Raw genomic sequence first — 25,813 nt, 5'->3', positions numbered from 1 at the left:
GTGTAAGTGCGGCGAATGACCGATCAGGGGCCGTCGGGTGTTGCCGCGAGGTAGGCGACGCCGCGCGGCGAGATCCGGTACCCGACGTCGAGGCTGTGCGTCAGCCCCAGGTTCTTCAGCTTCCGGACGTCCCGCTTGAACGGCTCCGTCTCGCGGCCGAGGCTTGCGGCGAGATCGGGTGCGCGGCGGCCGGGGTTGTCGGCGACGGAGGCGGCCCCGGACCCCCTGCGCGATTCTGCGGAAGGATCACCCGCCGTCACCTCCTCACGTGAGTGGCGATGCGTGGTCGAGGATACTTTGCCACTCGCTTGGGGGAGGATGGACAGGGTGCGGTCACGTGACGGGAGGACACCCATGGGGCGGCGACTTTTCTCGGCTACGGCGTTGCTGGTGGTTGTCACGTGTGCGGCTTGCCAGTCGGAGGGGAGTTCCGCACAGCCGTCGACGACCACCGCCGTCGCCGCGCCGGCAGGCACGGAGCCCACGGTGATCGCCGCCGACCTCGACGTGCCGTGGGGGATCGCGCTCCTGCCGGACGGGACGGCGCTGATCGCGGAACGGGACAGCGGCGCGATCCGGCACCTGCAGGCGAACGGCGACACGACCGTGATCGGCGAGGTGCCCGGTGTGGCGGCGCGGGGCGAATCGGGACTGCTGGGCCTGGCCGTCTCACCGGCCTACGCAACGGACCAGACGATCTACGCGTACCTGACCACCGGCGACGACAACCGGGTGGTCGCCCTGCGCTTCGACGGTCGCAGCCTCGGCGAGCCGGCCCCGATCCTGACGGGCATCCCCGCCGGATCCATCCACGACGGCGGGCGGATCGCGTTCGGTCCGGACGGCAAGCTGTACGTCGCCACCGGTGAAGCCGGCGACCGGCCACGCGCCCAGGACCCGTCCTCGCTCGGCGGCAAGATCCTGCGGATCAATCCCGACGGGTCGATCCCGGCCGACAACCCCACCCCCGGATCACCCGTGTGGTCGCTCGGGCACCGCAACGTGCAGGGCCTCGCGTGGGACGACGCCGGCCGGCTGTGGGCCACCGAATTCGGGGCGAACACCTGGGACGAGGTGAACCTCATCGAACCCGGCGGCAACTACGGATGGCCGGAGGTCGAGGGGCGGTCGGGCGACGCGGGCTTCGTCGATCCGGTGGTCCAATGGTCCACCGGCGAGGCGTCCCCGTCCGGGCTCGCGTTCCAGGACGGCGCGCTGTGGGTCGCGGCGCTGCGCGGCGAACGCCTGTGGCGGATCCCCGTGGCCGGTGACGGCTCGCTCGGCGAACCGCAGTCGCTGCTCGAAGGCGAGTACGGGCGACTGCGTACCGTCGTCGCGACACCGGACGGTGCCGTGTGGTTCAGCACCAGCAACCGTGACGGGCGCGGCGATCCGGGGGAGGGCGACGACCGAATCCTCATGCTCCGCCCGTGAGTACTTGTTAACCGCCCGTGGTTAATAAGTACTCACAGGTCAGTCGGTCCAGGGGACGATCGGCGGCTTCACCCACATGATCTTCTCGTCGCGGTGCGCCGGGGTGGCGGCGGGATGGTCGGGGTGGCGCTCCGCCCACGCCGACTTCTGGTCGAGCAACTCGACCACGGTCAGCCACGTCTCCATGGTGCTCGGCGGGTTCGATCCGGCCGCCCGGGCGAGTTTCCGCAGCGTGCCGTCGGTGAGGTCGAGGAGCTCCTGACCGCTGATTCCGCGATCCCACACGTACCGCGCGAGTCCCATCGCCTTCTCGCGACGTCGCTTCGCAGCGCCTTCGGTGTGCGCGAAGTCGACTTCCTGAGGTTCCATCGTCTTCCCTTCTCGTGCGCGTCACCACGGTAGGTCACCCGTGTCTCGTCCCGGTATCGTGGGATGACGATTCTCGCAGCAGACGCGAGCGGACGGCGCGAGCAGTAGGGAAGACGGACGATGGGCAGGCAGCGCGGCGGTCAGGCTGCCCGGACAACCGACGGGGGTCCCGTCGCCGGCGTGTACCCGATCGACACGGGCACGTGCGAGCTCACCGAAGACCACCTCAATCCGCACGGCTGGGTGCTGAAGGTGAACGGGGTCGAGAGTTCCCACATCGACCTGTCGGACCCGACGCACCTCGATTTCGAGTACATGCGGTGGATCGCCGAACTGGTCGCTTCGCACTGGGGGACGGATCAGCGGGTGCGGGCCCTGCACCTCGGTGGCGGCGCCTGCTCCCTTGCCCGGCATCTCGCCGCCCGGTATCCGGACGCCCGGCAGGTGGTGGTCGAACTCGACGGCAAGCTCGCCGAGTTGGTCCGTGAATGGTTCGACCTCCCGCGGGCACCGTTGCTGCGACTGCGGGTGGGTGAGGCGCGGGCGGTCACGGAGACGCTGACGGAGTCCAGCCGCGACCTGATCGTGCGCGACGTGTTCGCCGGGAACACGACTCCGGCGCCGCTGACGACGACGGAGTTCACCGGACATGTGCGACGGGTGCTGGCACCCGGCGGGATCTATGCAGTCAATTGCGGCGACACCCGCGACCTCGTCCTGGCGCGCCGGGAGGCGGCGACCATCGGCAGCGTGTTCCCGCACACCACGATCATCGCCGATCCCGCCATGCTCAAGGGCCGCCGCTACGGCAACATCGTGATCGCGGGCAGCGACGTGCCGATCGGCGACGACCCCGCGCTCGTCCGCACGCTGCTGGGCGGTGGTGTGCCTGCCCATGTCTGGGACGACCGGCAGGTGCGGACGTTCGCCGGTGCGGCGCGGGTGCTGCGCGATGCGGACTCCGGGAGCTAGACGAGCACCCAGATCAGCGAGGCCATCGCGAAGCCCACCACCGACAGGATGGTTTCGAGCACCGTCCACGTCTTCAGGGTGTCTTTCACCGACATGTTGAAATACCGTGACACGATCCAGAATCCGCCGTCGTTGACGTGGCTGGCGATGATGGATCCGGCCGACACGGCGATCACGATCAGGGCGATCTGCGGGGACGAATAATTTCCGGCTGCAATCGACGGCTCGATGACGCCTGCGGTGGTGACGATGGCGACGGTCGCCGAACCCTGGGCGATGCGGAGTGCGCAGCTGATCAGGTACGCGGACAGGATGACCGGGAGACCGAGCGCATCCATCGAGTCTGCCAGGGCCTGCCCGACTCCGGTGGCCCGCAGCACCGCGCCGAAGAACGCACCGGCACCGACGACCAGCAGGATCATGCCGACGGGCTTCAACGCCGCCGCGGACATCGCACCGATCTCCCGCGCCGTGATTCCGCGCCGGGTCCCCAGCAGGTACAGCGCCAGCAGGACGGCGATGGTCAGCGCGATCGTGGGCGTGCCGAGGAAGATGAGGACCGACAGCAGCGTCGAGCCCTCTTCGAGGATTACGTTGCCGACCGTCGCACCGAGGATCAGCACCATCGGCACGAGGATGATGAACGAGATCAGCCAGAGCGGCGGCGGGTTCTTGTCGGCTTCCTTCTCCTCCGGGATGAATTCGTCGGGGACCTCGATGATCACCCGCTTGCCGATCCAGCTACCCCAGACGACGCCACTGACGAACCAGGCGGGGATACCGCAGGCGAGGCCCATGATGATGATCCAGCCCATGTCGACGTGCAGCAGCCCGGCCGCGGCGACGGGGCCCGGGTGCGGCGGCAGGAACGCGTGCGTCATGGACAGACCGGCGAGCATCGGCATCGCGTACATCACCAGCGACTTGCCGCCGCGCTTCGCCGCCACGTACACGAGCGGGGCGAGGATGAAGATGCCGATGTCGAAGAACACCGGGATGCCGAGGACGAGGCCGGTGACACCCATCGCGAGCGGAGCGCCCTTGGGCCCGAACAACTTCAGTAGTCGTTCGGTCAGGACGTCGGCGCCCCCGGAGCGTTCCATCATCGCGCCGAGGACGGTGCCCAGGCCGATGATCGGGGTGATATGCCCCAGGATGCCGCCGAACCCCTTCTCCAGGATCGAGTCGGCCGCCGACGTCGGTGTGCCGACCAGTTCGACCACCGACACTCCCGCGATGAGCGCGACGCCGACACCGACGACGATCAGCGCGATGAACGGTTCGAGCTTCAGCTTGATGATGAGGATCAACAGCACGGCGATGGATACCGCTGCGAGAGTGAGTAGTCCGGCTGTGTCGTGCTGCAGCCAGTCGACGAACGACGTCATTGCGTCTCCAGGGGAGGTGGGTGGGGTCGGGCGAGAGTGGGTCTAGTTCGAGAGCGCGGCGACGAACGATCGTGCGCGGTCGGTGATGTCGGTCCAGTTGCCTGCCGCGACGCTGGACGGTGGGACGACGCTGGTGCCCGCGCACACGGCCAGCGCGCCGGCGTCGAGGAACTGGCGGGCGTTGGAATCGTTGATCCCACCCGACGGCAGGAGTTCCACGCCGGGATACGGGCCGTGCAGGTCCGACAGGTAGTCGGGGCCGAGCCGCTTGGCGGGGAAGATCTTGACCGCGGCCGAGCCGAGGTCGACGGCCATGGCCACCTCGGTGGGGGTGAACGCGCCGAGGAAGACGGGAACCGACCGTCCCGTCGCGACTTTCGCGACGTCCGGACGGATGCCGGGGGTGACGAGGAACCGGGCGCCGGCGTCGATCGCGGCGGCGGCCTGATCGCCGGTCATCACGGTTCCGACGCCGAGGATGCTGCCTGCCGCGGCTGCGGCGTCGGCGGCGCGGCCGAGATGATGGAGCACATCGGGCGTGGTGAACGTCAGCTCGACCGTCCGGATTCCACCCTCGGCGAGTGCGTGGCACAGGTCCGCGGCGTCGGGGATGGTCTCCGCTCGCACCACCGTCAGTACCCGGTCGGCACGCAGAATGTCGATCTCGGTCATCGAACTGCTCCTCCTTCTTCGCGGCGCAACGATCTTCCGGCGGTCGCGCCGGTGAGGCGGCCGTCCTCGAGGGCGAGGCGGCCGCGGACGAATACGTGGGAAATACCGGCCGCCGCCTGGCGCGGCTGCGCGTAGGTCGCGGTGTCGCTGACCGTGTCCGGATCGAAGAGCACGAGGTCGGCGGCGTAGCCGCGGCGGACGAAGCCGCGGTCGACGAGCCGCAACCGGGTCGCGGCTCGGCCGCTGAGGTGACCGACGCACTCCTCTAGTAGTACTTTGTTAGGTTGGGAAGGTGTGGTCACAGAGTGGGCAGGTACCGATCCAACGGGCAAGTGCGCGTTGGAGTTCGCGGAGAACGGCGTAGAGGCTCAGTCCTGCCCAGCTGCTTTTGGGTCGGTGAGTCGGAGGGTGGTGAGGAATAGGTGAGCGGCGGTGACCAGGGTGGCGTGGTGATGCCAGCCCAGCCAGGAACGACCCTCGAAATGATCCAGTCCGAGACCGGTTTTCAGCTCCCGGTAATCGTGCTCGACGCGCCAGCGGAGTTTCGCCAGGCGCACGAGTTCTTTCAGTGGGGTGTCGGCGGGCAGGGTGGAGAGCCAGTAGTCGGTCGGTTCGTCGGCGCCGGCGGGCCACTCGGCGAGCAACCAGAGCTCGGGCAGGGTGCCGTCGTCGGCGCGGGGAATGTCGCGGTTCGCCGGGCGGAGGCGCAGTGCGGCGAACCGCGAGCGCATCGCCGCGGTCGGATTGGTCGGGTCGGCCTTGCCGCCGCGGCGCCAGGTCACCGTCCGCAGGGCCTTCCGTCCGGCGGCCAGGACCAGGTCCTTGCAGCTGGCGGCCGGTCCCGGGTAGCGCGGGGCCGGTTGCCGTCCGCGCCCGCTGTAGGGAGGTGTCTCGGGGACCGCGTCGCCGGGAAAGGCGCTGGTGGACCCCTTGACGGCGACGACGTAGTCGATGCCCCGCTCGGTCAGCGAGAGCCGGAAGGCGGTGGCGTCGCCGTAGCCGGCGTCCGCCACCGTGGTCGGCGGAATCCGGCCCCACTCGATCAGCTCGTCGATCATCTCGATCGCCATCTCCCACTTGGTGCGGTGCTGCTCCGCGTCGGGGATCGCGGACCGCTTCCTGCGGGCGGCGATCTCCGCGACCGCATCGGGATCGGTGGTGGACCGATCGTCCCAGCTCTGCGGCAGGAACAGTCGCCAGTCCAACGGGGCCGACGCGGCATCGGTGGCCGCGTGCACGCTGACCGCGATCTGGCAGTTGCCGACCTTGCCGAGGGTGCCCGAGTACTGCCGGGCCACACCCGGCGAGCGGTCGCCGTCCTTGACGAACCCGGTGTCGTCGATGACCCACGCATCCGGGGCGATCAGATCGCACGCTTTGCGGGAGAGGGTTTTCCGTACCGGAACCACGTCCCACGGCGAGGTCGTCACGAACTGCTGCAACTGTTGATGGTCGACCTGCAACCGCTGCGCCATCGGCTGCATCGACTTCCGCCGGCCGTCGAGCATCAACCCCCGCGCATACAGCCCCGCCTTCTCCCGTTGATCCTTCCGTGCCAGCGACGAGAACACCTCACCGACAAACGTATCCAACTGTTCCCCGACCCGGGCGAGAGCGGCTGTATCCATGCCCGCATGCTCTCGAGAAAACCACGAAAACTCGAGCCGACACGCCGAGCTAACAAAGTACTACTAGGGACATCAGGCCGAGGTCGCGGCTGTAGTGCCCGAGGTAGCGTGCGAACGTTCCCCACCCGCGCGGGTGCGGTTTCGCGCCGACCAGCAGTCCGTCGCTGCCGCCGGTGTGCCGGGGGTGCTGCATGATTGCGCGCACGTTCTCCTCGTGGCCGACGTGTTGCAGGATGCCGCTGCCGAGCTGGTCGCGGATCAGGATGTCGATGCAGACGTCGAAGGGGTCGCGGTTCTCGGCGGCGGCGATGTCCGCGACGGTCTTCCCGACGTAGTCGTCGAGTTCCGTGTTCTGCACGCCGCTGATCTCGAGCGTGTGCCACTCGGCGATCACCCCGTGGCAGCCGTCGGAGCCGGTGACCTCGAGATGCTCCCGGATGCGTTCGAGCGCAACCGGATCCCGGAGTCGATCGAGCGTCTGTTCCATGCTACCCGCCGACGCCCAGCTGGGCAGGATCGCCGACAGCGTGGTGGCGCCGGGAAGATAGGGGTAGGTGTCGAGGCTGATGTCCGCGCCTGCGGATTCGGCCGTGTCGAGCAGGGCGAGCAGTTCCGGGGCGCGGCCCTTGTTGGGTCCGAAGTTCAGCGTGGCGTGGGCGAGATGCAGAGCGCACCCGGCCCGCGACGTCAGGTCGACCATCTCGGCGTAGGCCTCCATGGCGCCGGCGCCGTAGGACCGGTGGTGCGGAGAGAAGTAGCCGCCGTACTCGGCGACGGTCCGGCACAGTGCCAGCAACTCCTCGTTGTCCGCGTACATCCCCGGCGTGTAGGTCAGCCCTGCGGACAACCCGACGGCACCCTCCGCCATGGACTGCGCCACGATCCGCTGCATTTCCTCGATCTCCGACGGTGTCGCCGATCGGTCGTCCCAGCCGACCACCAGCGCCCGCACGACCCCGTGCGGGACGAGATACGCGACGTTGGTGGCGATACCGCGATCGAGTCGGTCGAGGTATTCGCCCACACTCCGCCAGGAGAAGTCGAAATCCTCGGGATCGGTGTTCCACCCCGCGATCTTGCGCCGGACCACCGCGAGCACGTCGTCGGTGACGGGTGCGTAGGACAGCCCGTCCTGCCCGAGCACCTCGGTGGTGACGCCCTGGGTGATCCGCGACGGGTGCTCGGGGTTCAGCAGGATCTGCAGATCCGAGTGGGCGTGCATGTCGATGAAACCGGGCGCGAGCACCAGGCCGTCGGCGTCGATCACACGATCCGCGCGGGGGTGTCCGGTCTCGGAGTGATCTGCCTCGGGCCGGATCTCGGCGATCCGGTCACCGTCGACGAGCACGTCGGCGCGGTACCGCGGCGCCTCCGAACCGTCGACGACGGTGGCGGAACGGATCAGAGTGGTCATGATGTGAGTCCTCGGCCGGGGATCAGAAGAACGTGCGGATCAGGTCGACGACGACGGGATCGTCGGAGTCGTCACCGACGACGGGAATCCAGCGCCACTTGTCGAACGCGGTGCACGGGTGGGAGAGACCGAGCCGGACGACGTCCCCGACACGCAGATCGTGTTCGGGTCGTGCGGGATCGAGCCGCAGGAACGCGTGCTGATCGTTGACGGCGGTCACTTCGGCGCCGTCGAGGGGCCGCGGCGTCGCCCCGAGTTGGCCGGCGACGGCCTGCGCGGTGGGGAGTCCTTCGTCGAACGGGACGTCGCGCTTGCCGGCGTCGAGCAGGGCGAGGCCCGGCTCGGGGCGGGACACCACCCGGGCCCACGTGTGCATCGCCGACGTGAGCCGACGCGCCTGCCTGTCTTCGCCGCGGCCGAACGGTGAGATCCCGGTGTAGAAGCCGTCGTCGTGGATGATGTATGCGCCGGCGCGGACCACCACTTTGGTTCTGCCACCGGCAAGTTCGGCGAGCACCTCGGCGACCACGTCGAAGTAGGCGCTGCCGCCCGCGGTCACGTACACGTCGCGACCCTCGGGATAGCGGCCCTCGGCCTCGAGCCGGCGATGCAGTTCGGCCATCGACCGGAGGTATGTGCGGACCCGGGCGAGGGACTCCTCGGAGGCATCGTGTGCGAGGGCTCCCTCGTAACCGGAGACGCCGGCCAACCGGAGTGCGGGGCTCTCCCCGATACGTTCGGCCACCTTCACGGCCTCGGCCACGGAGCGTGCGCCGGTGCGTCCTCCCTCCCCGCCGAGTTCGACGAGCACGGGCAGCGGTCGGACCACCGTGACGTCCGCGAGCGCCGCGGTCATCGCATCGACCGTCTGCGGGGAGTCGGCCCACATCAATACTTCGAGTTCCGGATTCGCGTCCATCTGCTCGGCCAGCCACCGCAGCGCGGTCGGGTCGACGAGCGAGTTCGCGATCTGCACCCGGCGCGCGCCGAATCGCACCGCCACCCGGAGCTGACCGAAGTTCGCCAGCGTGATGCCCCACGCGCCGCTGCGGATCTGCCGGTCCCACAGCACCGGAGACATCGTCGTCTTCCCGTGCGGAGCGAGGTCGACCCCGTGCGCCTCGCACCAGGCCGCCATGGTGTCGAGATTGCCGGCGATGGCCGTCTCGTCGAGGACCATCACGGGTGTGCTGAAGGCGGACAGCCGCGGCTGCGTTCCGAGGAATTCGGTCTTGGTGAGGCCGTTCGCCGTGGAGGGGAGAGCTTTGTCCACGTCGGACAAGCGCAACTCGTCGAGCTCCGCCAAGGCACCGGAATCGAGTGTGTCCGGTCCGCTGATCGTCATCGTCGATCCTGTCGTTCGGGTTCTGTGGGGCTGGCCTTCATCGGGGGAGTGCCGTGAAGTGCAACGTTGCACTCTATGCAACGTTGATTGCGTTTTTGAGTCACCTATGTCTAGCATTGGCCTGGGTCATCGTCAACGGTCCGGTGTGGCATGCATCGCCGGGGCGAGGGCTCTCGAAACGCAACTCCAGTGCCGGTCCGAGCAGTCGTAGAGGTAACAAGTGCAGGAATCGACCCCCACCCCCGAGTCCGGTGTCGCGTGCCTCGGTGAGGCGATGGTCCTGGTGGCCCCGGACTCGACACTCCACCTGGCCGGCGCCGAGGCGAACGTCGCCGCCGGGCTCGCCACGCTGGGTGTCCCCGCCGCCTGGGTCGGACGCCTCGGCGACGACGAGTTCGGCACCCTCATCCGCACCGAACTGCAGGCCCGGGGTGTCGACGTCCGCGCGATCGAGGTCGATCCCGACAGGCCCACCGGGCACTACTCGAAATCCACCGCCCTCGACGAGCACGGCGAGCCGCGAACGGACAGCCTGTATTCCCGCGCGGGTTCGGCGGCGTCGGCCATGGATCCCGGCTTCCTCGACCGGCCGGCGGTCGCGGACCTGTTCGGCCGCGCCGCCGTGGTCCACTGCAGCGGAATCACACCGGCCCTGTCCGATTCGTGCCTCGCGCTGATGCGGAGACTGCTCCGCCACCGGCCGGGAATCTCCGGTGTGGTCAGCTTCGACGTCAACTGGCGTGAGCAACTGTGGCCGGACGGCGACCCGCGGATCGTCGTGGAACTGGCGAATCTCGCCGATCTTGTTCTCGTCGGCGCGGACGAGGCCCTCCGTGTTCTCGGCACCGCGGATCCGCACGAGTTGCGGCTCATCCTGCCCGCCCCGGCCACCGTCGTCGTCAAGGACGGAGCGCACCGGGCGCTGGCCGTCGACCGCAGTGGCCGCAGTGTGGCTGTTCCCGCGCTCCGCGTCGACGTCGTCGAACCCGTCGGCGCGGGCGATGCCTTCGCCGCCGGATATCTCAGCGGTGTGGTGCGCGGCGAGGATCAGGCGCGGTGCCTGCGCCGCGGACACATCGGTGCCGCCGCCACCCTGACGGTGGCCGCGGACTCGGCGCCACCGCCGGCCGCCGAACTGCTGGACGAGCTGCTCCGGTGCTCCGAATCGGACTGGGCGGCAACGAGCGTCACCGCCGACGGTTTCTCCCCCCGAGAAAGTGGAGTGAACGGATGAGTCAGAGTGTTTCCCGCGCCCTGCACCTGCTGGTGCAACTCGGCAACGGTCCCGCCAATCTCGACCAGCTGGCCGAATCCACCGGGGTCCACAAGACCACCGTGCTCCGGCTGCTGCGAACGCTGTCCGACGAGCGGTTCACGTTCCGCGACAACAGCAACCAGTACCACCTCGGTTCCCGCATCTTCGAGCTCGCCGCGCAGGCCACCGATCAGCGGGAAGTCCGGCGCATCGCGTCGCCGCACCTCGTCGCGTTCAACCGCGAATACGGGCGCACCACGCACCTCGCGGCGATGGAGGGCGGTGACGTGGTGTACATCGACAAACTCGAATCGCACGACCAGATCAGGATGTACTCGCGAATCGGACTGCGCGCCAACCTCAATTCCACCGCGGTCGCGAAGGTGATCCTCGCCGATCTGCCGGACTCGGAACTGCGGCCCATCGTCGACTCGATGGACTTCTCCGCCCGCACCGCCAACACGATCACGACGCCCGAACGCTACCTCGACGAGATCCGCACGGTCCGGGAGCAGGGCTGGGCGCACGATCAGGAGGAGAACGAGCCGTCCGTCAACTGCATCGGGGTGCCCATCCGTGGCGCGTCCGGCCGCGTCGTCGCCGCCGTCTCCGTCTCGGTGCCCGACGTCGTGCTCAGTTACGAAGGCGTCCTCGACCTGCTCGAACCCCTTCAGGCCGTGGGGGCGCGGATCTCCCGCGACTGCGGATACCGTGCCCAGCCCTGACCGTCCCCCGTCCACCCGAAAAATAACGACACACAGGAGAATCGATATGTCCGACACCACCGTCATCCGCACCGAAGGCGCCCCCGCCCCCGCGCACACGTTCAGCCAGGGCATCAAGAAGGGCAACCTGCTCCAGGTGTCGGGGCAGGGTCCGATGGACCCCGTCACCAACAAGTACATCGCGGAGGGCGACGTGCGCGAGCAGACCCGTCGCACCCTCGAGAACGTCAAGGCGATCCTCGAAGCCGGCGGCGCGAGCGTGGAAGACGTGCTGATGTTCCGCGTCTACCTCACCACCCGGGACGACTTCGCCGCGATGAACGACGTGTACGGAGAGTTCATCGCGGCGAATGTGCCGAGCGGACAGCTGCCGTGCCGAACCACGGTGTTCGTCGACCTCCCGCACGAGGTCATGCTCGTCGAGATCGACGCGCTGGCAGTGACCGGCTAGTCGTCAGGCGGTGACGAGGTGCCGACAGCTCATCCGCGGCGACACGGGCAGCTCGGTGAACACGGGCTCGGACGATTCCGTCGTCGGCACCTCCAGGTAGAGGTGGCTGCCGTCCGCCACGACCCCCTGCGGTTGCAGGCCGATCAGCTTGGCCACCACGTACGTGGCGCTCAGGCTGGTGACGTCGCGGATGATGCCGAGCCGCAGCAACGACCGCGTCTCGGCGATCGCCTCCTGCTCCCCGGCCCGCAGGACCAGCCGCAGCCCGGGCGACAAGGCCTGTGCGGCCACGGACACCGCAATGTTGTCCAGGTCGTCGGAGCCGACGGCTGCCAGCGCCAGGGCGCGGCCCACGCCCAGTCGCTCGAGGAGTTCACGGTCGCCGCCGTGCCCGACGACGGTCGGGATGTTCATCGACCGCACGAGCCGCAGGTTCTTCGCCTGGGGGTCGCGTTCGACGCCCACCACCGCGACACCGAGAGCCTGTAGCTCCCGGCACAGCCGGAGCCCGACCTGGCCGAGGCCCACCACGATGACGTGGCCGGAGCGGGGCAGGACGCGGCTGCCCACCAGGCCGACCAGGCGGGGGCCGAGCAGGCGCTCGATGATTCCGGCGGTGAACATGGCCGTGAAAACGACGGTGAACAGCATCGCCACCGAGGCGAACACCGCGTAGGCGGGGCTGCCGTGGGTATCGGTTCCCGGTCCCACGGTGGTCACCACCCGCACCGCCTCGTTGAACGCGTCGAGCGGTGCCACGTGCTGGCCGAGCATCAGCCACAGCCAGTCGGCGAACAGGACCGCGAGAAGTCCCGCGAGCCCACCGAGCAGGATGCGCGTGCCGATGTCGTGCGACCGCAACAGTCCGGTCGCGCCGGTCGCCGCGGTGCGCCACCAGTTCCGCCGGGGCAGGTCGACGTGCGCGCCCTCGGGGTGGCCGTCGATCATGCGGACCGTCAGCATGTGCTCGCCCGCGTGCCTGGCCGCGACGAGTTCGGGTTCCAGGCACGGACCGGCGAGCGTCGGTGCGGCGAGATCTGCGGGTGACGTCACCTCGCACTGCGGAAGCAGCTGCGACAGCTGGTCCGCGACCGTGCGGTCGAAGATCGTCACCACCAACGGGATCGACGCCGAGATGTGCGCGGCCGCCAGCGCGTAGCGCAGCGCGACGACGTCGTCGCGCACCAGTACGGCCATACCGCGAGGCTCGTCCGCCATCGCCAGGCGGAGTTCGTCGTCGTCGGGGGCGACGAGATGGCGTACGTCGAAGTCCCTTTCGCGGAGGGATGCACAGACCCGTCGGGCCACGGTGGTTTCGCCGATGACGAGATATGAGTCGTTCACGTGTGGTCCTTCCGGCTCGGGATCACGAGAGCGTACCCGAGAAGAACCGCAGATCCCACACGAGAACGTCTACCGGTGAGTAGCCGGAACACGTTATCGGCCAATGATTTTGCGACATGTCCGCTCTACTCGTCGGTAGGAGCGCCCTGTATCGCCAGGACGAGTCTGCCGAGGGTCGCCGGGAACACCGCCTCGGTGACCGTGGTTGGGTGAGATATGACCCTCGATGCGAATGACGACCGGCGCCCACTTCTCGACCTCGTTGCCGCACACAACCGTGCGGTCCTCGCGACGATCAAACGCGACGGGCGCCCGCAATTGTCCAACGTGATCTATGCCTGGGACCCCGCAACGCAGACCGCGAGGGTGTCGGTGACGGCGGATCGGGCCAAGACCCGGAACGCCGCCCGCGACCCGCGGGTCTCGCTGCACGTCAGCGCGACCGACTTCTGGAGCTACGCGGTCGTGGAGGGAGACGCGGAACTGAGCGCGGTCGCGGCCGATCCGCACGATCCGGCGGCGGACGAGCTCGTCGACGTGTTCCGGTTCGCGTCCGGAAAAGAGCACGACGACTGGGAAGAGTTCCGCCGTGCGATGGTGTCCGAGCACCGGCAGGTACTCCGGGTCCGCGCGTCGAAGGTGTACGGCATGGCCCAGTTGTCCTGAGTGTGCGAAACGTAGCTGTGGCAGCCGGTCGGAGCCGGTGGGACGATTGAGTCATGCGCAGGAGACGGTGGCCGGCGGCACCGCCGCCTGCCACGGAGGGAATCGTGGTACACGGGCCGGTGGAGCTCGTGACGAGCCGCGACTTGAGCCTGCGACTGGCGGAGGTCGTCGCGCACCCGACGGGCATGCTGCTGCGCGTCGAGCTGACGGCGAGAGGCAGATCCGCTGATCTCGCGCGGCACGAGACGCGTCCGCTGGACGATCCCGACGACCCCTCGGCACGGTGGTCGTATCTCGCGGTGAACGTGCAGGTCGACGACATGGAGGGTGTCGCCGATCCACGCTACCCGCATTCGACGTCGAAGTCCGACGCCGCGGACGCGTCCGAATATCACTCCGCGCCGCACTACTGGATCAGCGACTACCCGGAGTCGGGGACGATCACGCTGACCGCGGGGTGGAAGGAAATAGGACTTCTGCCGAGAACCCGGACGATCACGCTCGGCCCGAATCCGAGTATGCGACCCGCCCGCTAGTCGTCGCGGGTAGACATACGAAGGTGCCCTTCGGCGCCGTGGGAGCGTCGAAGGGCACCTTCGCCCTGCGAGGGGAACGCAGATCAGGGCAGGGGAACCCAGGTGCCGAAGAACCAGAATCCGTGCGGGCTCGGCGCGGGGGCCTGCTGCTGCGGAGCGTGCTGCTGCTGCTGCGCCTGAGGCTGCGGTGCCTGCTGCTGCTGGGCGGGGGCGGGGTTGTGGCCCACCGGGTCGGCGCTGGCAACGCCGGCTCCGATGCCGAGGGCTGCGAGGGCGATACCACCGGTTGCGACGGCCTTGGTCACGACGGACTTCATGCGGTTCCTCCTGGAACGTATCGGATGCGGTGTCAGAACTTCCTGACACAGATGAGATTGCTCCCCGTCCCTGCCACAACTCTTCGCTCAGCCTGTCAATCTCCTGGGTGTCAGCGAGGCTGCTCCGCCAGTTTGGCGGCGATCACGCCGTTGAGCCGTTGCAGACCACTCGGGGTGATGCCGTGGATCTGACCCTCGATGCTGCGCACGACATGCGTGTCGCTGAGGACCTTCTCGCTCGACTGGATCAGAACCGTTCCGGCGCCGGTGAAGTCGAACTGCCGTTCCTCCCCGGAGTTGATTCCCATCATGTGGGCGCCCGCCGCGAGGAAGTTGCTGATCCACCCCTGGTCGTAATGGTGGCTCGGGGACGGGCAGTCGGCCCACCCGACGAGCGCCTCGGGGTCGATCCGCAGCGGCGGCTCGGCGAACATCACCGGGCCGTTGGACGACGCCAGGAACTTGCCGGTCCCGATGAGCGTCAGGAAGCCCGGCACGATGGACTGGTTCAGGGCCAGACCCGGTTCGAACGCAAGGAGATTCGACGCCCGGATGGTGAGGTTGCCGTCGTCGAGGTCGTACGAGTTGATGTCGTAACCGCGGTCGCCGATGATCAACTTCCCGAATCCTTCGGCCACCGCGTAATCGCCCATGTACAGCGGCGCGGAGAACTGGTTGGCGACCATGTGCAGTGCGGCGCCGTGCAATCCGTGGGTCAGTGCCTGGAACTGCATCTGCCCGTAGTAGGCGATCATCGCACCCTTGCGGATGAACCAGGGCGCGGTGAGGTCGATGCAGAATGCGTAGCTGTTGTCGGGAATGTTGTCGCTGGCGCCGAGAGTCGACGGATTGTGGATGGCGGTCACAGTTTCTCCTCCGAAGCCTGAACGTAGACGATGCCCTGACCCGTGCACTGCAATTGCATTGCTTCCCCGACCCCGCGGCCCATGGCCTCACGCCAGCCGACGGCGGATTTCAGTTCCACCTGGACGCTCCCGTACGTGCCGACGAAGGCGTCGGGGTCGACGAAGACCGGATTCGGGCCGCTGACAGGGAGTTCGATGAAGCCGCCGTGTGCGAGGAGGACCGCCGACCCGTATCCGGACAACTGCGTGGTGAACATTCCGGTACCGGAGAGGGCGCCTGCCGCCGCGCCGCGCAGGGCGCCGAGCATGCCGCGTCCGCCGCCACCACCGCCCTGACTCGTCACGGAGATCACCGAACTCTGCAGTCCCGCATTGTGAGCGAGCAGCCGGGAGGCCTCGACGCACAGCGCGCCGCCCTGCGACATGTCGACGACGTGCACCTCGAGCCCGGCGTGACCGTAGTGCACCTCGCCCTGCCCCTGCGCGAGCATCGTGCGTTCGTGCTCACCCTGCATCATGCGTCCGGCCATCCGGGTGAATCCACCCATGCCCGCCATCGACTGGGAACCCGGCACCTGATGCGGCGAGAACTGCACCTGACCCGTGTAGAAGAGCATCGCACCCGTGCGCGCCACCACACCGCCGGCGGCGGCGACGTCGACCTTGACGACCTTCGAGTTCACTTTCGAGAAGACCATGGGGCTCACCGCTCTGCCGGTTGAATGGAGACGACGCCGTGACCGTCCCACTTGAGGGAGAAGGCCTCACCGTTGCCCTGGCCGACGGCGTTACGCCACGACACGTCGGTCACGAACGACTGCGTCACCTGCCCGCGCGCCGAGACGAACGCGTCGGGATCGACCACCAGCGGGTACTGCGGCGACACCTCGAGGTGGATGAGTGGCCCGCCCGCCGACAGCAGTGCCACCTGCCCCTGGCCGGAGACCGTCGTGGTGAACAGGCCCTGACCGCCGACCCCGCCGCGCAGTCCGGTGAACGTGACGTTGGTGTTCAGGTTGCCGCTCAAGGCGAGCAGCTGCTGCGACTCCACCTGCAGGGTCTCGTTCGCCAGGTCGACGACGGAAACGTACTGACCGCCCACCGCGAGGTACACGACACCGTGGCCGGAGCATTCCATCAGCGACAGCGCCTCGCCCGTGGCGCGCCTCTTCATTCCGGCGAGCACACCGTCACCGCCACCGAAACCTGCCGACTTGAAACTGACATTGCCCTCGTAGGCGATCATCGAACCCTGTATCGCCCGGATGGTGGTTCCGGCGAGCTGCGCCTCCACCACCTTCTTCGACTTGTCGAGCAGCCGCCCCATGGGTGCCCTTTCCAGTGTCGAGCGGCAGTGCCCGTGACCGGGTCACGAGCACTGCCGCTGGATGTGAGTACAGGCAGAACCTAGCCGACGGACACCGGGTCCTGCTCGTCCACGTCGTCTTCCGCTCGACCCGCCGTCGCGACGGCCTTGCGGTTGCGGACGATGCTGGAGATGAAGGCGGCACCGATGAGGGCGACGCCGACGAGTCCGGTGACGTTCTCGTTGACGTGGTAGCCGATGGACACCAGCAGGATCACGGCCAGTGCGCCGATGGCCCAGTGGGCGCCGTGCTCGAGGTACACGTAGTCCGACAGGGTTCCCTTGCGGACCAGGAACACCGTGATGGAACGGACGAACATCGCGCCGACGAAGCCGAGGCCGAGGGCGATGATGATCGGGTCGGACGTGATCGCGAACGCGCCGATCACACCGTCGAAGGAGAACGACGCGTCGAGGACCTCGAGGTAGAGGAACAGGAAGAACCCGGCTTTACCGGTGGCCTTGGCCAGCTCGGTCGGTCCGCCCTTGGACCCTTCGACCAGTTCGCCGTCTTCGTCTCCCTCGGGAGTGTTGAACAGCTCACCGAGACCGTTGACGGCGATGTAGGTGACCATGCCGAGGACGCCGGCGATCATCACCGTGGAGACGGTGTCCTCGGGGGCGATGTACGCAGCGGTGATCAGCAGCAGGGCGCCGGCGATGATGACGGCGAGCTGGTCGAGCTTGCCCGCGCGGGCGAGGGGCTTCTCCAGCCAGGACAGCCAGGTGATCTCCCGCTCTTCCAGGATGAAACCGAGGAACAGCATCAGCAGGAACATGCCGCCGAACGCCGCGATCTGCGGGTGGGCGTCGGTGAGCAGGGTTTCGTAGCTGGCGCTGCCGTCGGGGAAGTACGCGGCACCGTCGGCGGGCGGGTTGAGTGCCAGGTCGAGGGCGGCGACGGGGCCGAGGCCGGACGCGAGCCACACGATGACGAGGGGGAAGACCAGGCGCATGCCGAACACCGCGATGACGATGCCGACGGTGAGGAAGATCTTCTGCCAGAACTCGCTCATCCGGCGCAGCACGGTGGCGTTGATGACGGCGTTGTCGAAGGACAGCGAGATCTCGAGGATCGACAGGATCACCACGAGGAGGACGGCCTGGGGGCCTCCGTAGATCGCCGCGATGATCAGGGAGATCACCGTCACGGCGAAGGAGAGACCGAATATTCGCAGAACCACGAAGCGTGGCCTTTCTCTAGTGGGCATGCAGGGTGGCTACTGCAGGAGGACGAACACCGGGGGAGGGTTTCACGTCAGGGCCGTGAAACCCTCCCCCGGCTGGAGAACGAAACGACTGTCAGACGTTGACGCCGTAGTCGCGCGCGATACCGGCCAGCCCGGACGCGTAGCCCTGGCCGATGGCACGGAACTTCCACTCCGCGCCGTTGCGGTACAGCTCGCCGAAAACCATAGCGGTCTCGGTCGACGCGTCCTCGGACAGGTCGTAGCGGGCGAGCTCGTTGCCGTTGGCCTGGTCGACGACGCGAATGTAGGCGTTGCGGACCTGACCGAACGACTGCGAACGGGTCTCCGCATCGTAGATCGAGACGGGGAACAGGATGCTCTCGATGTTCGCGGGGACCGCCGCCAGGTTGACGTTGATCACCTCGTCGTCACCCTCGCCCGCACCGGTGGTGTTGTCACCGATGTGCTCGATCGAGCCGTCGGGGGAACGCAGGTTGTTGAAGAACACGAAGTGCTGGTCCGACACGACCTTCTTGTCGGCACCCGCACCGATGGCGCTGGCGTCGAGGTCGAAGTCGGTGCCGGTGGTCGAGCGGGCATCCCATCCGAGTCCGACAGCCACCGCGGTCAGGTTCGGCGCCTCCTTCGTGAGAGAAACATTGCCGCCCTTGGTCAAGCTGACGCCCATTCAGGGGTCCTTTCGAGAGGAGGTGGGTGGACCCTCGACAACTGTCGAAGTTCCGGGTTCGTCGTGCAACACCACGATAATGAATTTGTCCGACTTGTCCCATCCCGCGAACTGTCCACAGGTTTGTGCACAGGCAATTCCGGACCACTCGGTGTTGTCGGCCCGACCAGTACGATTCAGGACGTGACGAGCGGATGGGCGGGGCGCTTCCGAGGAAGAGCCCGGGGCGACGACTCGGCTCGTCGCGCCCACGACACGATGGTCGCAGCGTTTCTCGATATGGACAACCGGCAGAGCATCGCCGCCGCGGCCGTGGACGCCTCGGACCAGCTGACTCCGGAACGCGGAATCCGGCGGGCCTGGGAACCGGTTCGCGACGGGTGCTACCAGGCCGCGACGGCGTATCTGGCGGCGGAAGACCAATTCGAGAACGTGCAGACACCCGCGGCGGCCGCCGCGTACGAGCAGGTGACGCGGCAGTTGGTGGCGGCGACGCAGTCTCTCGACGAGTTCTATCGCACACATCGGGGCCATCTCGAGGAGTCGACCGCGATGCTGGCGGCCGTACCCCAACTCGCCCAGCAGGCGTTTCAGGTCGCCTCCGCGGCGCAGCAGCGGGTGCAGACCGAGGGCGGCGCGTACGCCGGCTACCCGTCGGTGCGCGATCGGGGTGCGGCACTCGACGCCGCAGTCGTGGCGCTGCAGGGTGCCCGTGGAGCCAACCCGGTCCGCGAAGCGGCAGCGCGTGTGCGGGAAGAGTCTGCGGCGCTCGAGAAGGCACTGGCCGCGGCCCCGTCCAAGGAACTGGACGCCGCTCACGCCGTGTCGTCGGTGACGACGAGGATCGCCGCGGTGCAGACGCGGGCGGAACGGCTCGCGCCCGCCTACTCCGCCCTGCTGCGCGAGTTCAACGCGGCCAGTTCGGCGGATCTCGTCCACAACGACCGCGAGAGCCGCAGGCACATCGAGCAGGCGCAAACCGATCTGCAGCAGGCACAGAAGGCTCTGACCGCCGGAAATCCGGAGGGGGCGCTCGATCTGACCGCCGCCGCGCGGACCCATCTGGTCGACGCCGAGGCGAACGTCGACGGCGTCACCGATCGCCTGCTGTTGCTGCGGGAGGTCCGCGAGAACCCGCGGGCCAAGGAGAACGAGGTTAGATTTCGCCTCCGCGACGCCCAGATGCTGGCTGTCAATCGTGGTCTCGTGCGGGAATGGGGGTCGGTCCTCGACGCTCAGCTCGAGCGGATAGACCGAATTGCAGGGACACTGACCGGGAGGCATCCCGACTACTGGGCGTACGTCGCCCAGCTCGATGCCGTGTCGGCGTTCATCGCCGAGGTGGTTCAGAAGATGAGAGGACACACAGGACAGCGATGACACGGGGGGACGATGAGCATTAGCGAAGAGGTCACGACGGCGGCGGTGCGGCATGTTCGGCACTTCCACCACCTCGATCCCGAGACGCACGGCCGGCTGTTCCTGCACACTCCGCAGGCGCTCGGGCCGGACGAGGATCGGACGGTGCTGGCCGTCGCGCTGGGCGCGACGCTGTACGTGCCTGCGACGAGGTCCGACCTCGCGGACACGATCCTTCGCCGGTCCGGTGACGGTGTCTGCTCGATGGTCCTGGACCTCGAGGACGCGGTGGCCGACGACCAGGTGGAAGCGGCGCTGCTCAACGCCGTCGACGCGCTCGATCGGCTCGCGACCCATGGTGGTGCGCGGATGCAGTTGTTCGTCCGGGTGCGGGCTGCCGAGGACCTTCGGCGGATCGCCGACCTGCTGACCACCGGCGTCGAGGTGTTGTCCGGATTCGTGATTCCGAAGTTCGGTGGTGCGACGGGACGTGCGTTCCTCGACGAGCTGGCCGCGGCGTCGGAGCGGCTCGGCAAGCACCTGTACGCGATGCCGGTGCTCGAATCGCCGGCACTGGTGCACCGGGAGACCCGCGACGACGAACTCGCGAAGATCGGCGAACTGCTCGTCGAACACCGCGAGCGGATCCTCGCCGTGCGCATCGGCGCCACCGACATGTGTGCCACGTTCGGCATCCGCCGCGACCGCGACCTGACGATCTACGACGTGCGAGTGGTCGCGGACGCGATTGCCGGCATCGTCAACTTCCTGGGCCGCGCCGACGACACGGGACACGTCATCACCGGTCCTGTGTGGGAGTACTTCGCCGACCACGAGCGGATGTTCCGGCCGACCCTGCGCGCCACGCCGTTCGAGGAGCACAACGAGGTGCGGTTCCGTCAGCAGCTGGTCAGCCGGGATCTGGACGGTCTGCTGCGGGAGATCGCCCTCGACCGCGCCAACGGCATCCAGGGCAAGACGGTCATCCACCCCACGCACGTCGCGGCCGTGCACGCCCTGTCCGCGGTGACACACGAGGAGTACCACGATGCGCTCGACATTCTCGGCGCCGAGAGCGTCGGCGGCGTCCAGGCGTCGGGGTATCGCAACAAGATGAACGAAATGCGCCCGCACCGCAGCTGGGCCGAGAAGACACTCGTCCGGGCGAAGGTGTTCGGCGTGACAAACGAGGGAATCACGTTCGTGGATCTACTGACCGCACTGGCCGTCCGATGAGCTCACCCACTGCCGTGTGCGCAGTGCCCTGGGCCACGGAACACCTGGGGTTGACGCTCGCCCACGTGGGTTCGGGCACGGGGCTGACCATCCCCGAACTCGTCGAGCCCGGCCTGCGGCGCAACCCGCGACGTGCCCACCTGCTCGTCTCGACGGTCCTCGGCAAGCACGTGCCCACCGACCCGGGTGCCGTGATCGGCGCAGGCGACCGCCTCGGCGATCTGGTCGCCGAGGTTCTCGGACCGGATGCAGATCCCGTGGTGCTCGGATTCGCCGAAACCGCAACAGGTCTCGGGCATTGTGTCGCGGCCCGGCTGCGCGCCCGGTGCTACCTGCACTCCACGCGCCGGGACGTACCCGAGATCGGGACGTCCGCCGGGTTCGAGGAGGGGCACTCGCATGCAACCAGCCACCAGTTGCAGCCGACGTCCGTCGAGTTGTTCACGGGCGATCGCCCTCTCGTCCTCGTGGACGACGAGATCTCCACCGGCGCCACCGCTGTGGACGCGATCCGCGCGCTGCACCGGCAGAATCCCCGTAGCCGTTACGTCGTGGCGTCGCTCGTCGACATGTGCGAGCAGGGCCACCGGGACGCCGTCGACGCCGCAGCCACCGAATTGGGAGTGCAGATCGACAGCGTGAGTCTGGCGGTGGGGCGCACCGAGCTTCCCGACGGCCTGATCGACTCGGTCGGTGCCCTTCCGGAACCGGTGCTCAACCCCATCGGTGAGCGGACCGGGACCGTCGATCGTGCCGACATACCGTGGCCCGCAGCGGTTCCGGAAGGTGGTCGGCACGGATTCCTGCGGGAAGACACCGAGGAGTTCGATGCGGCCGTCGCGTCGGCGGCCGCGGTGCTCCGGGACCGGCTCGACCCGCAGCGGCCGGTGATCGTCGTCGGACACGAAGAGCTGATGTACCTGCCCCTGCGAATCGCGGACGCGCTCGCCACGTCCGGTTTCCGGGTTCGATTCCAGACGACGACGCGGTCACCCGCCTACGTGCTCGACCAGCCGGGCTACCCGCTGCGCCGAGGATTCCGCTTCACGGCGCCCGAGAACGGTGAAGAGCAGCCGCGTTTCGTCTACAACGCCCAGTGGCCGGGCGAGGACGCCGTCGTGGTCGCGGTGATCGACACCGCGGCCGACACCGACCGGCTCACTGCGGCCGGCGGACTCCTCGACGTGCTCACCGCGTCGGGAACGGATGTGCTCCTGGCCGCCGTGTCCGGCGCCGACCCGCGGTCGCTGCGCGCCGCACGTGCGGGAGCGTCGACGTGACGGCGCCGCTGACCGGCCCGGCGTTCGGTTCGTACTCCACCGACGAGGTGGGCTGGCTGCTCAAGGATCTGTCGCACGTCGACCTCGAAGCCGATGTCGCCGAGCGGGAGCGCCGCATCCAGTCGGGTGAGTCCCACTACGCGGAGACGCTGCCCATCGAGTACCAGCCCGACGCGGAGTACCGCGAGCTGTTCGAGAAGGTGCTGCAGGACAGCTCCATCCGGCTGGCGCGCGCCGTGGGGACGGTCACCGACCTCGTGCTGGCCGAGCGGGGCCGCGACGTCACCCTCGTGTCACTGGCGCGTGCGGGAACCCCGGTGGGGGTGCTCATGCGCCGCTGGGCGCGGGACGTCCACGGGTTGACGCTGCCGCACTACGCCGTCTCCATCGTCCGCGACCGGGGGATCGACGCCGTCGCGCTCGACTACCTTGCGCGTCATCACGACTCGAAGAACGTGGTGTTCGTCGACGGCTGGACGGGCAAGGGCGCCATCGCCCGCGAGCTGTCGCAGGCACTCGCCGAGTACCGCGAAGCCGGTGGCGCCGACTTCGACGACGACCTCGCCGTCCTCGCCGATCCCGGGCACTGCGCTCGCACGTTCGGCACCCGCGACGACTTCCTGATCGCCTCCGCGTGCCTGAACTCCACCGTGTCGGGCCTGGTGTCGCGGACCGTCCTCAACGACACGCTGATCGGACCCGGCGACTTCCACGGCGCCAAGTTCTACGCGCACCTCGCGGGCGAGGACGTGTCCAACCACCTCCTCGATTCCGTCAGCGCGTCCTTCGGGGACGTGCGCGAGCACGTTCCCGGCGACGTCGAGGACCTGCTGCGGTCGGACCGCACCCCCACCTGGGACGGTTGGAAGTCCGTCGAGGCGGTCCGGGAGCAGTACGGGATCTCGAGTGTGAACTTCGTGAAGCCGGGCGTCGGCGAGACCACCCGGGTGCTGCTGCGCCGGGTGCCGTGGCGGGTGCTCGTCCGCGACCTCGACGCCCCGGAGCACGCACACATCCGGCTACTCGCCGCCGCGCGTGCGGTCCCCGTCGAAGAGGTTCCCGGCCTGGCATATTCGTGTATGGGCCTGATCAAGGATGTGACATGACCGCGCTGATCGCGACCGACCTCGACCGCACCATGATCTACTCGCGCGGGGCCATGGAACTCGCCGTCACCGAGAGCGACGTGGCCGAGCGGCCCGGCGAAGAGGACCTCCTCTGCGTCGAGGTGTACGACGGCAAGCCGCTGTCCTACGTCACGTCGGCCGCCGAGGCCATGCTGCGCCGGCTCACCGCGTCCGCCGTGATCGTGCCCACCACGACGCGCACCGTTGCCCAGTTCCAGCGCATCGACCTGCCGGGGGCGCCGTGGCGGTACGCGATCACGACCAACGGCGGCAACATCCTCGTCGACGGGGTGCCCGATGCGGGTTGGCGGTCGGGTGTCGACATCGCGATGGCCGAAGGTGGAGCCTCGCTGGTGGAGGTCGGCGCCGAGCTGAGCCGCCGCATCGACGACAGCTGGGTGCGTTCGTCCCGGGTGGCGGACGAGTTGTTCTCCTACCTGGTCGTGGACCTCGACGCGATGCCGTCCGGCTTCGTCGAGGAGTGGAACGACTGGTGCGTCGACCGGGGATGGGGAGCGTCCCGGCAGGGTCGCAAGATTTACACGATGCCCGACGCGGTGTGCAAGGGCCGCGCGGTCGCGGAGGTCCGTACGAGGCTCGTCGACGACGGAGTGCTCGAGCCGGAAGCGCCCCTGCTGGCGGCCGGGGACGGGGCCCTCGACGCCAACATGCTCAGTGCCGCCGACGCCGCCATCCGCCCCCGGCACGGCGAACTCGAAACCCTCGACTGGCAGCACCCGACCCTGTCGGTCACCGGCAGTAGCGGTATCGCCGCTGGTGAGGAGATCCTGCGCTGGTTCGCGGACCGGGTCGCGCGGGGTGCGGGGACGACGGCCGTCGGCTCTCTTTTGTAGGTTGTAGGCAAACAGACCAAACGGGACAAACCCGACGCTCCCACAGTGAAGGAACCACGCAGTGTCCACTCCGCTAGCCAAGGGTCAGAACGGCCCGCTGAGCGTCGACGACGTCATCGTCTCCCTCGAACTGACGGCCGCCGCCGACCTGTCCGCGCTGCTCGTCACGGACTCGGGGAAGGTCCGCTCGGACGCCGACTTCGTTTTCTTCAACCAGCCGACCGGTCCCGGGGTGCAACTCGTCCCCGGAGCCACCGGACAGGCGGCCTCGCTGAAGGTGTCGCTCGGCGCGGTGCCTGCCGACATCGCGCAGGTGCGCGCGGTCATCACCCTCGACGACGCCACCAGTAGCTTCGGCCGCTCCGCTCCGCCGACCGCCCGGGTCGCCGACGGCGCCGGAAACTCGCTGTACGAGTACAAGATCGAGGGGCTGAACTCCGAGTCGATCGTCATCGCGCTCGAGCTGTACCGACGCCAGGGCGCCTGGAAGGTGCGGGCCGTGGGGCAGGGCTACGCCGGCGGGTTCGCCGCACTCGTCACCGATCACGGCGTGTCCGTTGACGACGCTCCCGCACCCGCCGCCGCTCCCGCACCCGCCGCCGCTCCCGTCCAGCAGCCGCCGGCTCCCGCACCGGCACCGCAGGCCGCCTACCCGCCGCCGGCCGCACCGGTCGCGCCCCCGGCTCCCGCTGCACCCCCCGCGCCAGCCGCTCCGTCTGCTCCGGCCGAGGTCAGTCTCACCAAGGCGCGACCGGTCAGCCTCTCCAAGGGGCAGAAGGTCACGCTCCGCAAGGACGGTGGCGTCGCACTGACGTACATCCAGATGGGACTCGGCTGGGATCCGATCGAGAAGCGCGGCATGTTCGGGAACCGTTCCGCCAACGTCGACCTCGACGCGTCGGCGGTCCTGTTCGCGGACAACAACATGGTCGACGTCGCCTACTACGGCCAGCTGGCGTCGAAGGACGGATCGATCCGGCATCAGGGCGACAACCTCACCGGTGAGGGCGCCGGCGACGACGAGGTGATCCTCGTGGATCTCACCCGCATTCCGCCGCACATCTCGACCATCGTGTTCATCGTGACGTCGTACCGCGGGCACACGTTCGAGCAGGTGAAGAACGCCTTCTGCCGCCTCGTGGACACCACGTCGTCGGCCGAACTCGCCCGGTTCACGCTGCAGGGCGGGATGCCGTTCACCGGAATGGTGATGGCCAAGGTGTACCGGGTGGGCGGCGAGTGGAAGCTGCAGGCTATCGGTGAGGGTATTCAGGCCAAGCACGCCGGTGAGGCTGCGCCTCAACTCGGCCGCTTCCTCGGCGTGTAGGGGC

At 68.3% G+C, this 25,813-nt stretch carries 26 protein-coding genes and 2 pseudogenes; 13 read left to right on the top strand and 15 right to left on the bottom strand.

Going from position 1 to position 25,813, the window contains the following annotated elements; translation table 11 throughout:
- Positions 1–23: 23 nt before the first annotated feature.
- Complete coding sequence (locus RHA1_RS51700) at positions 24–452, bottom strand: hypothetical protein (RefSeq protein WP_237726870.1); 429 nt, start codon at positions 450–452, stop codon at positions 24–26.
- On the opposite strand from RHA1_RS51700, the gene RHA1_RS12070 reads away from it, so the two are divergent.
- A complete protein-coding gene (locus RHA1_RS12070; RefSeq protein ID WP_011595198.1) occupies positions 355–1,434 on the top strand; it encodes a PQQ-dependent sugar dehydrogenase in 1,080 nt (359 codons plus the stop codon). The genes RHA1_RS51700 and RHA1_RS12070 overlap by 98 nt on opposite strands.
- Before the next feature lie 39 nt (positions 1,435–1,473).
- Here RHA1_RS12070 and RHA1_RS12065 read toward each other — a convergent pair whose 3' ends face one another.
- Positions 1,474–1,803, bottom strand: coding sequence for a hypothetical protein (locus RHA1_RS12065; RefSeq protein WP_005251221.1), 330 nt, complete (start codon positions 1,801–1,803; stop codon positions 1,474–1,476).
- A gap of 120 nt (positions 1,804–1,923) precedes the next feature.
- On the opposite strand from RHA1_RS12065, the gene RHA1_RS12060 reads away from it, so the two are divergent.
- Entirely contained in the window at positions 1,924–2,775 is an 852-nt protein-coding gene (locus RHA1_RS12060; RefSeq protein WP_009475154.1) for a spermidine synthase, read from the top strand.
- On the opposite strand, the gene RHA1_RS12055 is transcribed toward RHA1_RS12060, so the two are convergent.
- The 6 genes and pseudogenes from RHA1_RS12055 to RHA1_RS12030 form a co-directional block, all read right to left on the bottom strand.
- Complete coding sequence (locus RHA1_RS12055; protein WP_011595197.1) at positions 2,772–4,163, bottom strand: GntP family permease; 1,392 nt, start codon at positions 4,161–4,163, stop codon at positions 2,772–2,774. The genes RHA1_RS12060 and RHA1_RS12055 overlap by 4 nt on opposite strands.
- Positions 4,164–4,205: 42 nt before the next feature.
- Positions 4,206–4,835 carry a bifunctional 4-hydroxy-2-oxoglutarate aldolase/2-dehydro-3-deoxy-phosphogluconate aldolase gene (locus tag RHA1_RS12050; protein ID WP_009475152.1) on the bottom strand — a complete coding sequence of 210 codons (630 nt, stop codon included), beginning with the start codon at positions 4,833–4,835 and terminating at the stop codon, positions 4,206–4,208.
- Positions 4,832–5,104 (bottom strand): annotated as a pseudogene (locus tag RHA1_RS12045) (D-aminoacylase); the annotation flags it as partial. The gene RHA1_RS12050 and the pseudogene RHA1_RS12045, both read right to left, overlap by 4 nt.
- A gap of 99 nt (positions 5,105–5,203) precedes the next feature.
- Complete coding sequence (locus RHA1_RS12040; protein WP_011595195.1) at positions 5,204–6,463, bottom strand: IS701 family transposase; 1,260 nt, start codon at positions 6,461–6,463, stop codon at positions 5,204–5,206.
- 64 nt (positions 6,464–6,527) lie between these two features.
- Positions 6,528–7,877 (bottom strand): annotated as a pseudogene (locus RHA1_RS12035) (N-acyl-D-amino-acid deacylase family protein); the annotation flags it as partial.
- A gap of 22 nt (positions 7,878–7,899) precedes the next feature.
- Positions 7,900–9,222: an amino acid deaminase gene (locus RHA1_RS12030; protein ID WP_011595193.1), complete on the bottom strand. Its 1,323-nt coding sequence runs from the start codon at positions 9,220–9,222 to the stop codon at positions 7,900–7,902.
- A 220-nt stretch (positions 9,223–9,442) separates the two neighbouring features.
- Between RHA1_RS12030 and RHA1_RS12025 the strand changes: the two genes are divergently transcribed.
- From RHA1_RS12025 to RHA1_RS12015, 3 genes are read left to right on the top strand one after another with little or no spacing between them, the layout of a single operon-like run.
- Complete coding sequence (locus tag RHA1_RS12025; protein WP_011595192.1) at positions 9,443–10,456, top strand: sugar kinase; 1,014 nt, start codon at positions 9,443–9,445, stop codon at positions 10,454–10,456.
- On the top strand, positions 10,453–11,202 hold the full coding sequence (locus RHA1_RS12020) for an IclR family transcriptional regulator (protein ID WP_011595191.1): 750 nt from the start codon (positions 10,453–10,455) through the stop codon (positions 11,200–11,202). The genes RHA1_RS12025 and RHA1_RS12020 overlap by 4 nt, the downstream gene beginning before the upstream one ends.
- A gap of 46 nt (positions 11,203–11,248) precedes the next feature.
- Positions 11,249–11,653: a RidA family protein gene (locus tag RHA1_RS12015; protein ID WP_011595190.1), complete on the top strand. Its 405-nt coding sequence runs from the start codon at positions 11,249–11,251 to the stop codon at positions 11,651–11,653.
- Positions 11,654–11,656: 3 nt separating this feature from the next.
- On the opposite strand, the gene RHA1_RS12010 is transcribed toward RHA1_RS12015, so the two are convergent.
- On the bottom strand, positions 11,657–12,997 hold the full coding sequence (locus RHA1_RS12010; RefSeq protein ID WP_011595189.1) for a potassium channel family protein: 1,341 nt from the start codon (positions 12,995–12,997) through the stop codon (positions 11,657–11,659).
- Between the two features lie 216 nt (positions 12,998–13,213).
- On the opposite strand from RHA1_RS12010, the gene RHA1_RS12005 reads away from it, so the two are divergent.
- The gene (locus RHA1_RS12005; protein WP_011595188.1) at positions 13,214–13,663 is read left to right on the top strand and encodes a PPOX class F420-dependent oxidoreductase; all 450 of its coding nucleotides are present in this window, start codon (positions 13,214–13,216) and stop codon (positions 13,661–13,663) included.
- A 53-nt stretch (positions 13,664–13,716) separates the two neighbouring features.
- Entirely contained in the window at positions 13,717–14,199 is a 483-nt protein-coding gene (locus RHA1_RS12000; protein WP_011595187.1) for a hypothetical protein, read from the top strand.
- A gap of 83 nt (positions 14,200–14,282) precedes the next feature.
- Here the strand turns inward: RHA1_RS12000 and RHA1_RS11995 are convergent, their stop codons facing one another.
- The 6 genes from RHA1_RS11995 to RHA1_RS11970 form a co-directional block, all read right to left on the bottom strand.
- Complete coding sequence (locus RHA1_RS11995; protein WP_011595186.1) at positions 14,283–14,516, bottom strand: hypothetical protein; 234 nt, start codon at positions 14,514–14,516, stop codon at positions 14,283–14,285.
- Between the two features lie 110 nt (positions 14,517–14,626).
- The gene (locus RHA1_RS11990) at positions 14,627–15,382 is read right to left on the bottom strand and encodes an AIM24 family protein (protein WP_011595185.1); all 756 of its coding nucleotides are present in this window, start codon (positions 15,380–15,382) and stop codon (positions 14,627–14,629) included.
- Positions 15,379–16,080, bottom strand: a complete 702-nt coding sequence (locus tag RHA1_RS11985) for an AIM24 family protein (protein ID WP_011595184.1) — start codon at positions 16,078–16,080, stop codon at positions 15,379–15,381. Before RHA1_RS11985 ends, RHA1_RS11990 begins: the two co-directional genes overlap by 4 nt.
- A gap of 5 nt (positions 16,081–16,085) precedes the next feature.
- Positions 16,086–16,709, bottom strand: a complete 624-nt coding sequence (locus RHA1_RS11980; protein WP_009475139.1) for an AIM24 family protein — start codon at positions 16,707–16,709, stop codon at positions 16,086–16,088.
- A gap of 80 nt (positions 16,710–16,789) precedes the next feature.
- A complete protein-coding gene (locus tag RHA1_RS11975) occupies positions 16,790–17,932 on the bottom strand; it encodes a DUF475 domain-containing protein (protein ID WP_009475138.1) in 1,143 nt (380 codons plus the stop codon).
- Between the two features lie 118 nt (positions 17,933–18,050).
- Positions 18,051–18,626, bottom strand: a complete 576-nt coding sequence (locus RHA1_RS11970; protein ID WP_009475137.1) for a TerD family protein — start codon at positions 18,624–18,626, stop codon at positions 18,051–18,053.
- Between the two features lie 258 nt (positions 18,627–18,884).
- On the opposite strand from RHA1_RS11970, the gene RHA1_RS11965 reads away from it, so the two are divergent.
- The 6 genes from RHA1_RS11965 to RHA1_RS11940 all read left to right on the top strand — a co-directional run bounded on the left by RHA1_RS11965 (position 18,885) and on the right by RHA1_RS11940 (position 25,809).
- Positions 18,885–20,006, top strand: a complete 1,122-nt coding sequence (locus tag RHA1_RS11965) for a hypothetical protein (protein ID WP_041811370.1) — start codon at positions 18,885–18,887, stop codon at positions 20,004–20,006.
- 12 nt (positions 20,007–20,018) lie between these two features.
- Positions 20,019–21,221, top strand: a complete 1,203-nt coding sequence (locus RHA1_RS11960) for an HpcH/HpaI aldolase/citrate lyase family protein (RefSeq protein ID WP_011595181.1) — start codon at positions 20,019–20,021, stop codon at positions 21,219–21,221.
- Positions 21,218–22,501, top strand: a complete 1,284-nt coding sequence (locus tag RHA1_RS11955; protein WP_011595180.1) for a phosphoribosyltransferase family protein — start codon at positions 21,218–21,220, stop codon at positions 22,499–22,501. The genes RHA1_RS11960 and RHA1_RS11955 overlap by 4 nt, the downstream gene beginning before the upstream one ends.
- On the top strand, positions 22,498–23,607 hold the full coding sequence (locus RHA1_RS11950; RefSeq protein WP_011595179.1) for a cysteine protease StiP family protein: 1,110 nt from the start codon (positions 22,498–22,500) through the stop codon (positions 23,605–23,607). Before RHA1_RS11955 ends, RHA1_RS11950 begins: the two co-directional genes overlap by 4 nt.
- Positions 23,604–24,482, top strand: a complete 879-nt coding sequence (locus tag RHA1_RS11945) for an HAD family hydrolase (RefSeq protein WP_011595178.1) — start codon at positions 23,604–23,606, stop codon at positions 24,480–24,482. The genes RHA1_RS11950 and RHA1_RS11945 overlap by 4 nt, the downstream gene beginning before the upstream one ends.
- A 61-nt stretch (positions 24,483–24,543) precedes the next feature.
- Positions 24,544–25,809: a TerD family protein gene (locus RHA1_RS11940; RefSeq protein WP_011595177.1), complete on the top strand. Its 1,266-nt coding sequence runs from the start codon at positions 24,544–24,546 to the stop codon at positions 25,807–25,809.
- Positions 25,810–25,813: the final 4 nt, after the last annotated feature.

Origin of the sequence: Rhodococcus jostii RHA1 (assembly GCF_000014565.1) — a bacterium.
Classification (GTDB): Bacteria; Actinomycetota; Actinomycetes; order Mycobacteriales; family Mycobacteriaceae; genus Rhodococcus_F; species Rhodococcus_F jostii_A.
Note: the sequence above shows the minus strand (reverse complement) of the source record. Positions and strands in the feature narration are given on the sequence as shown.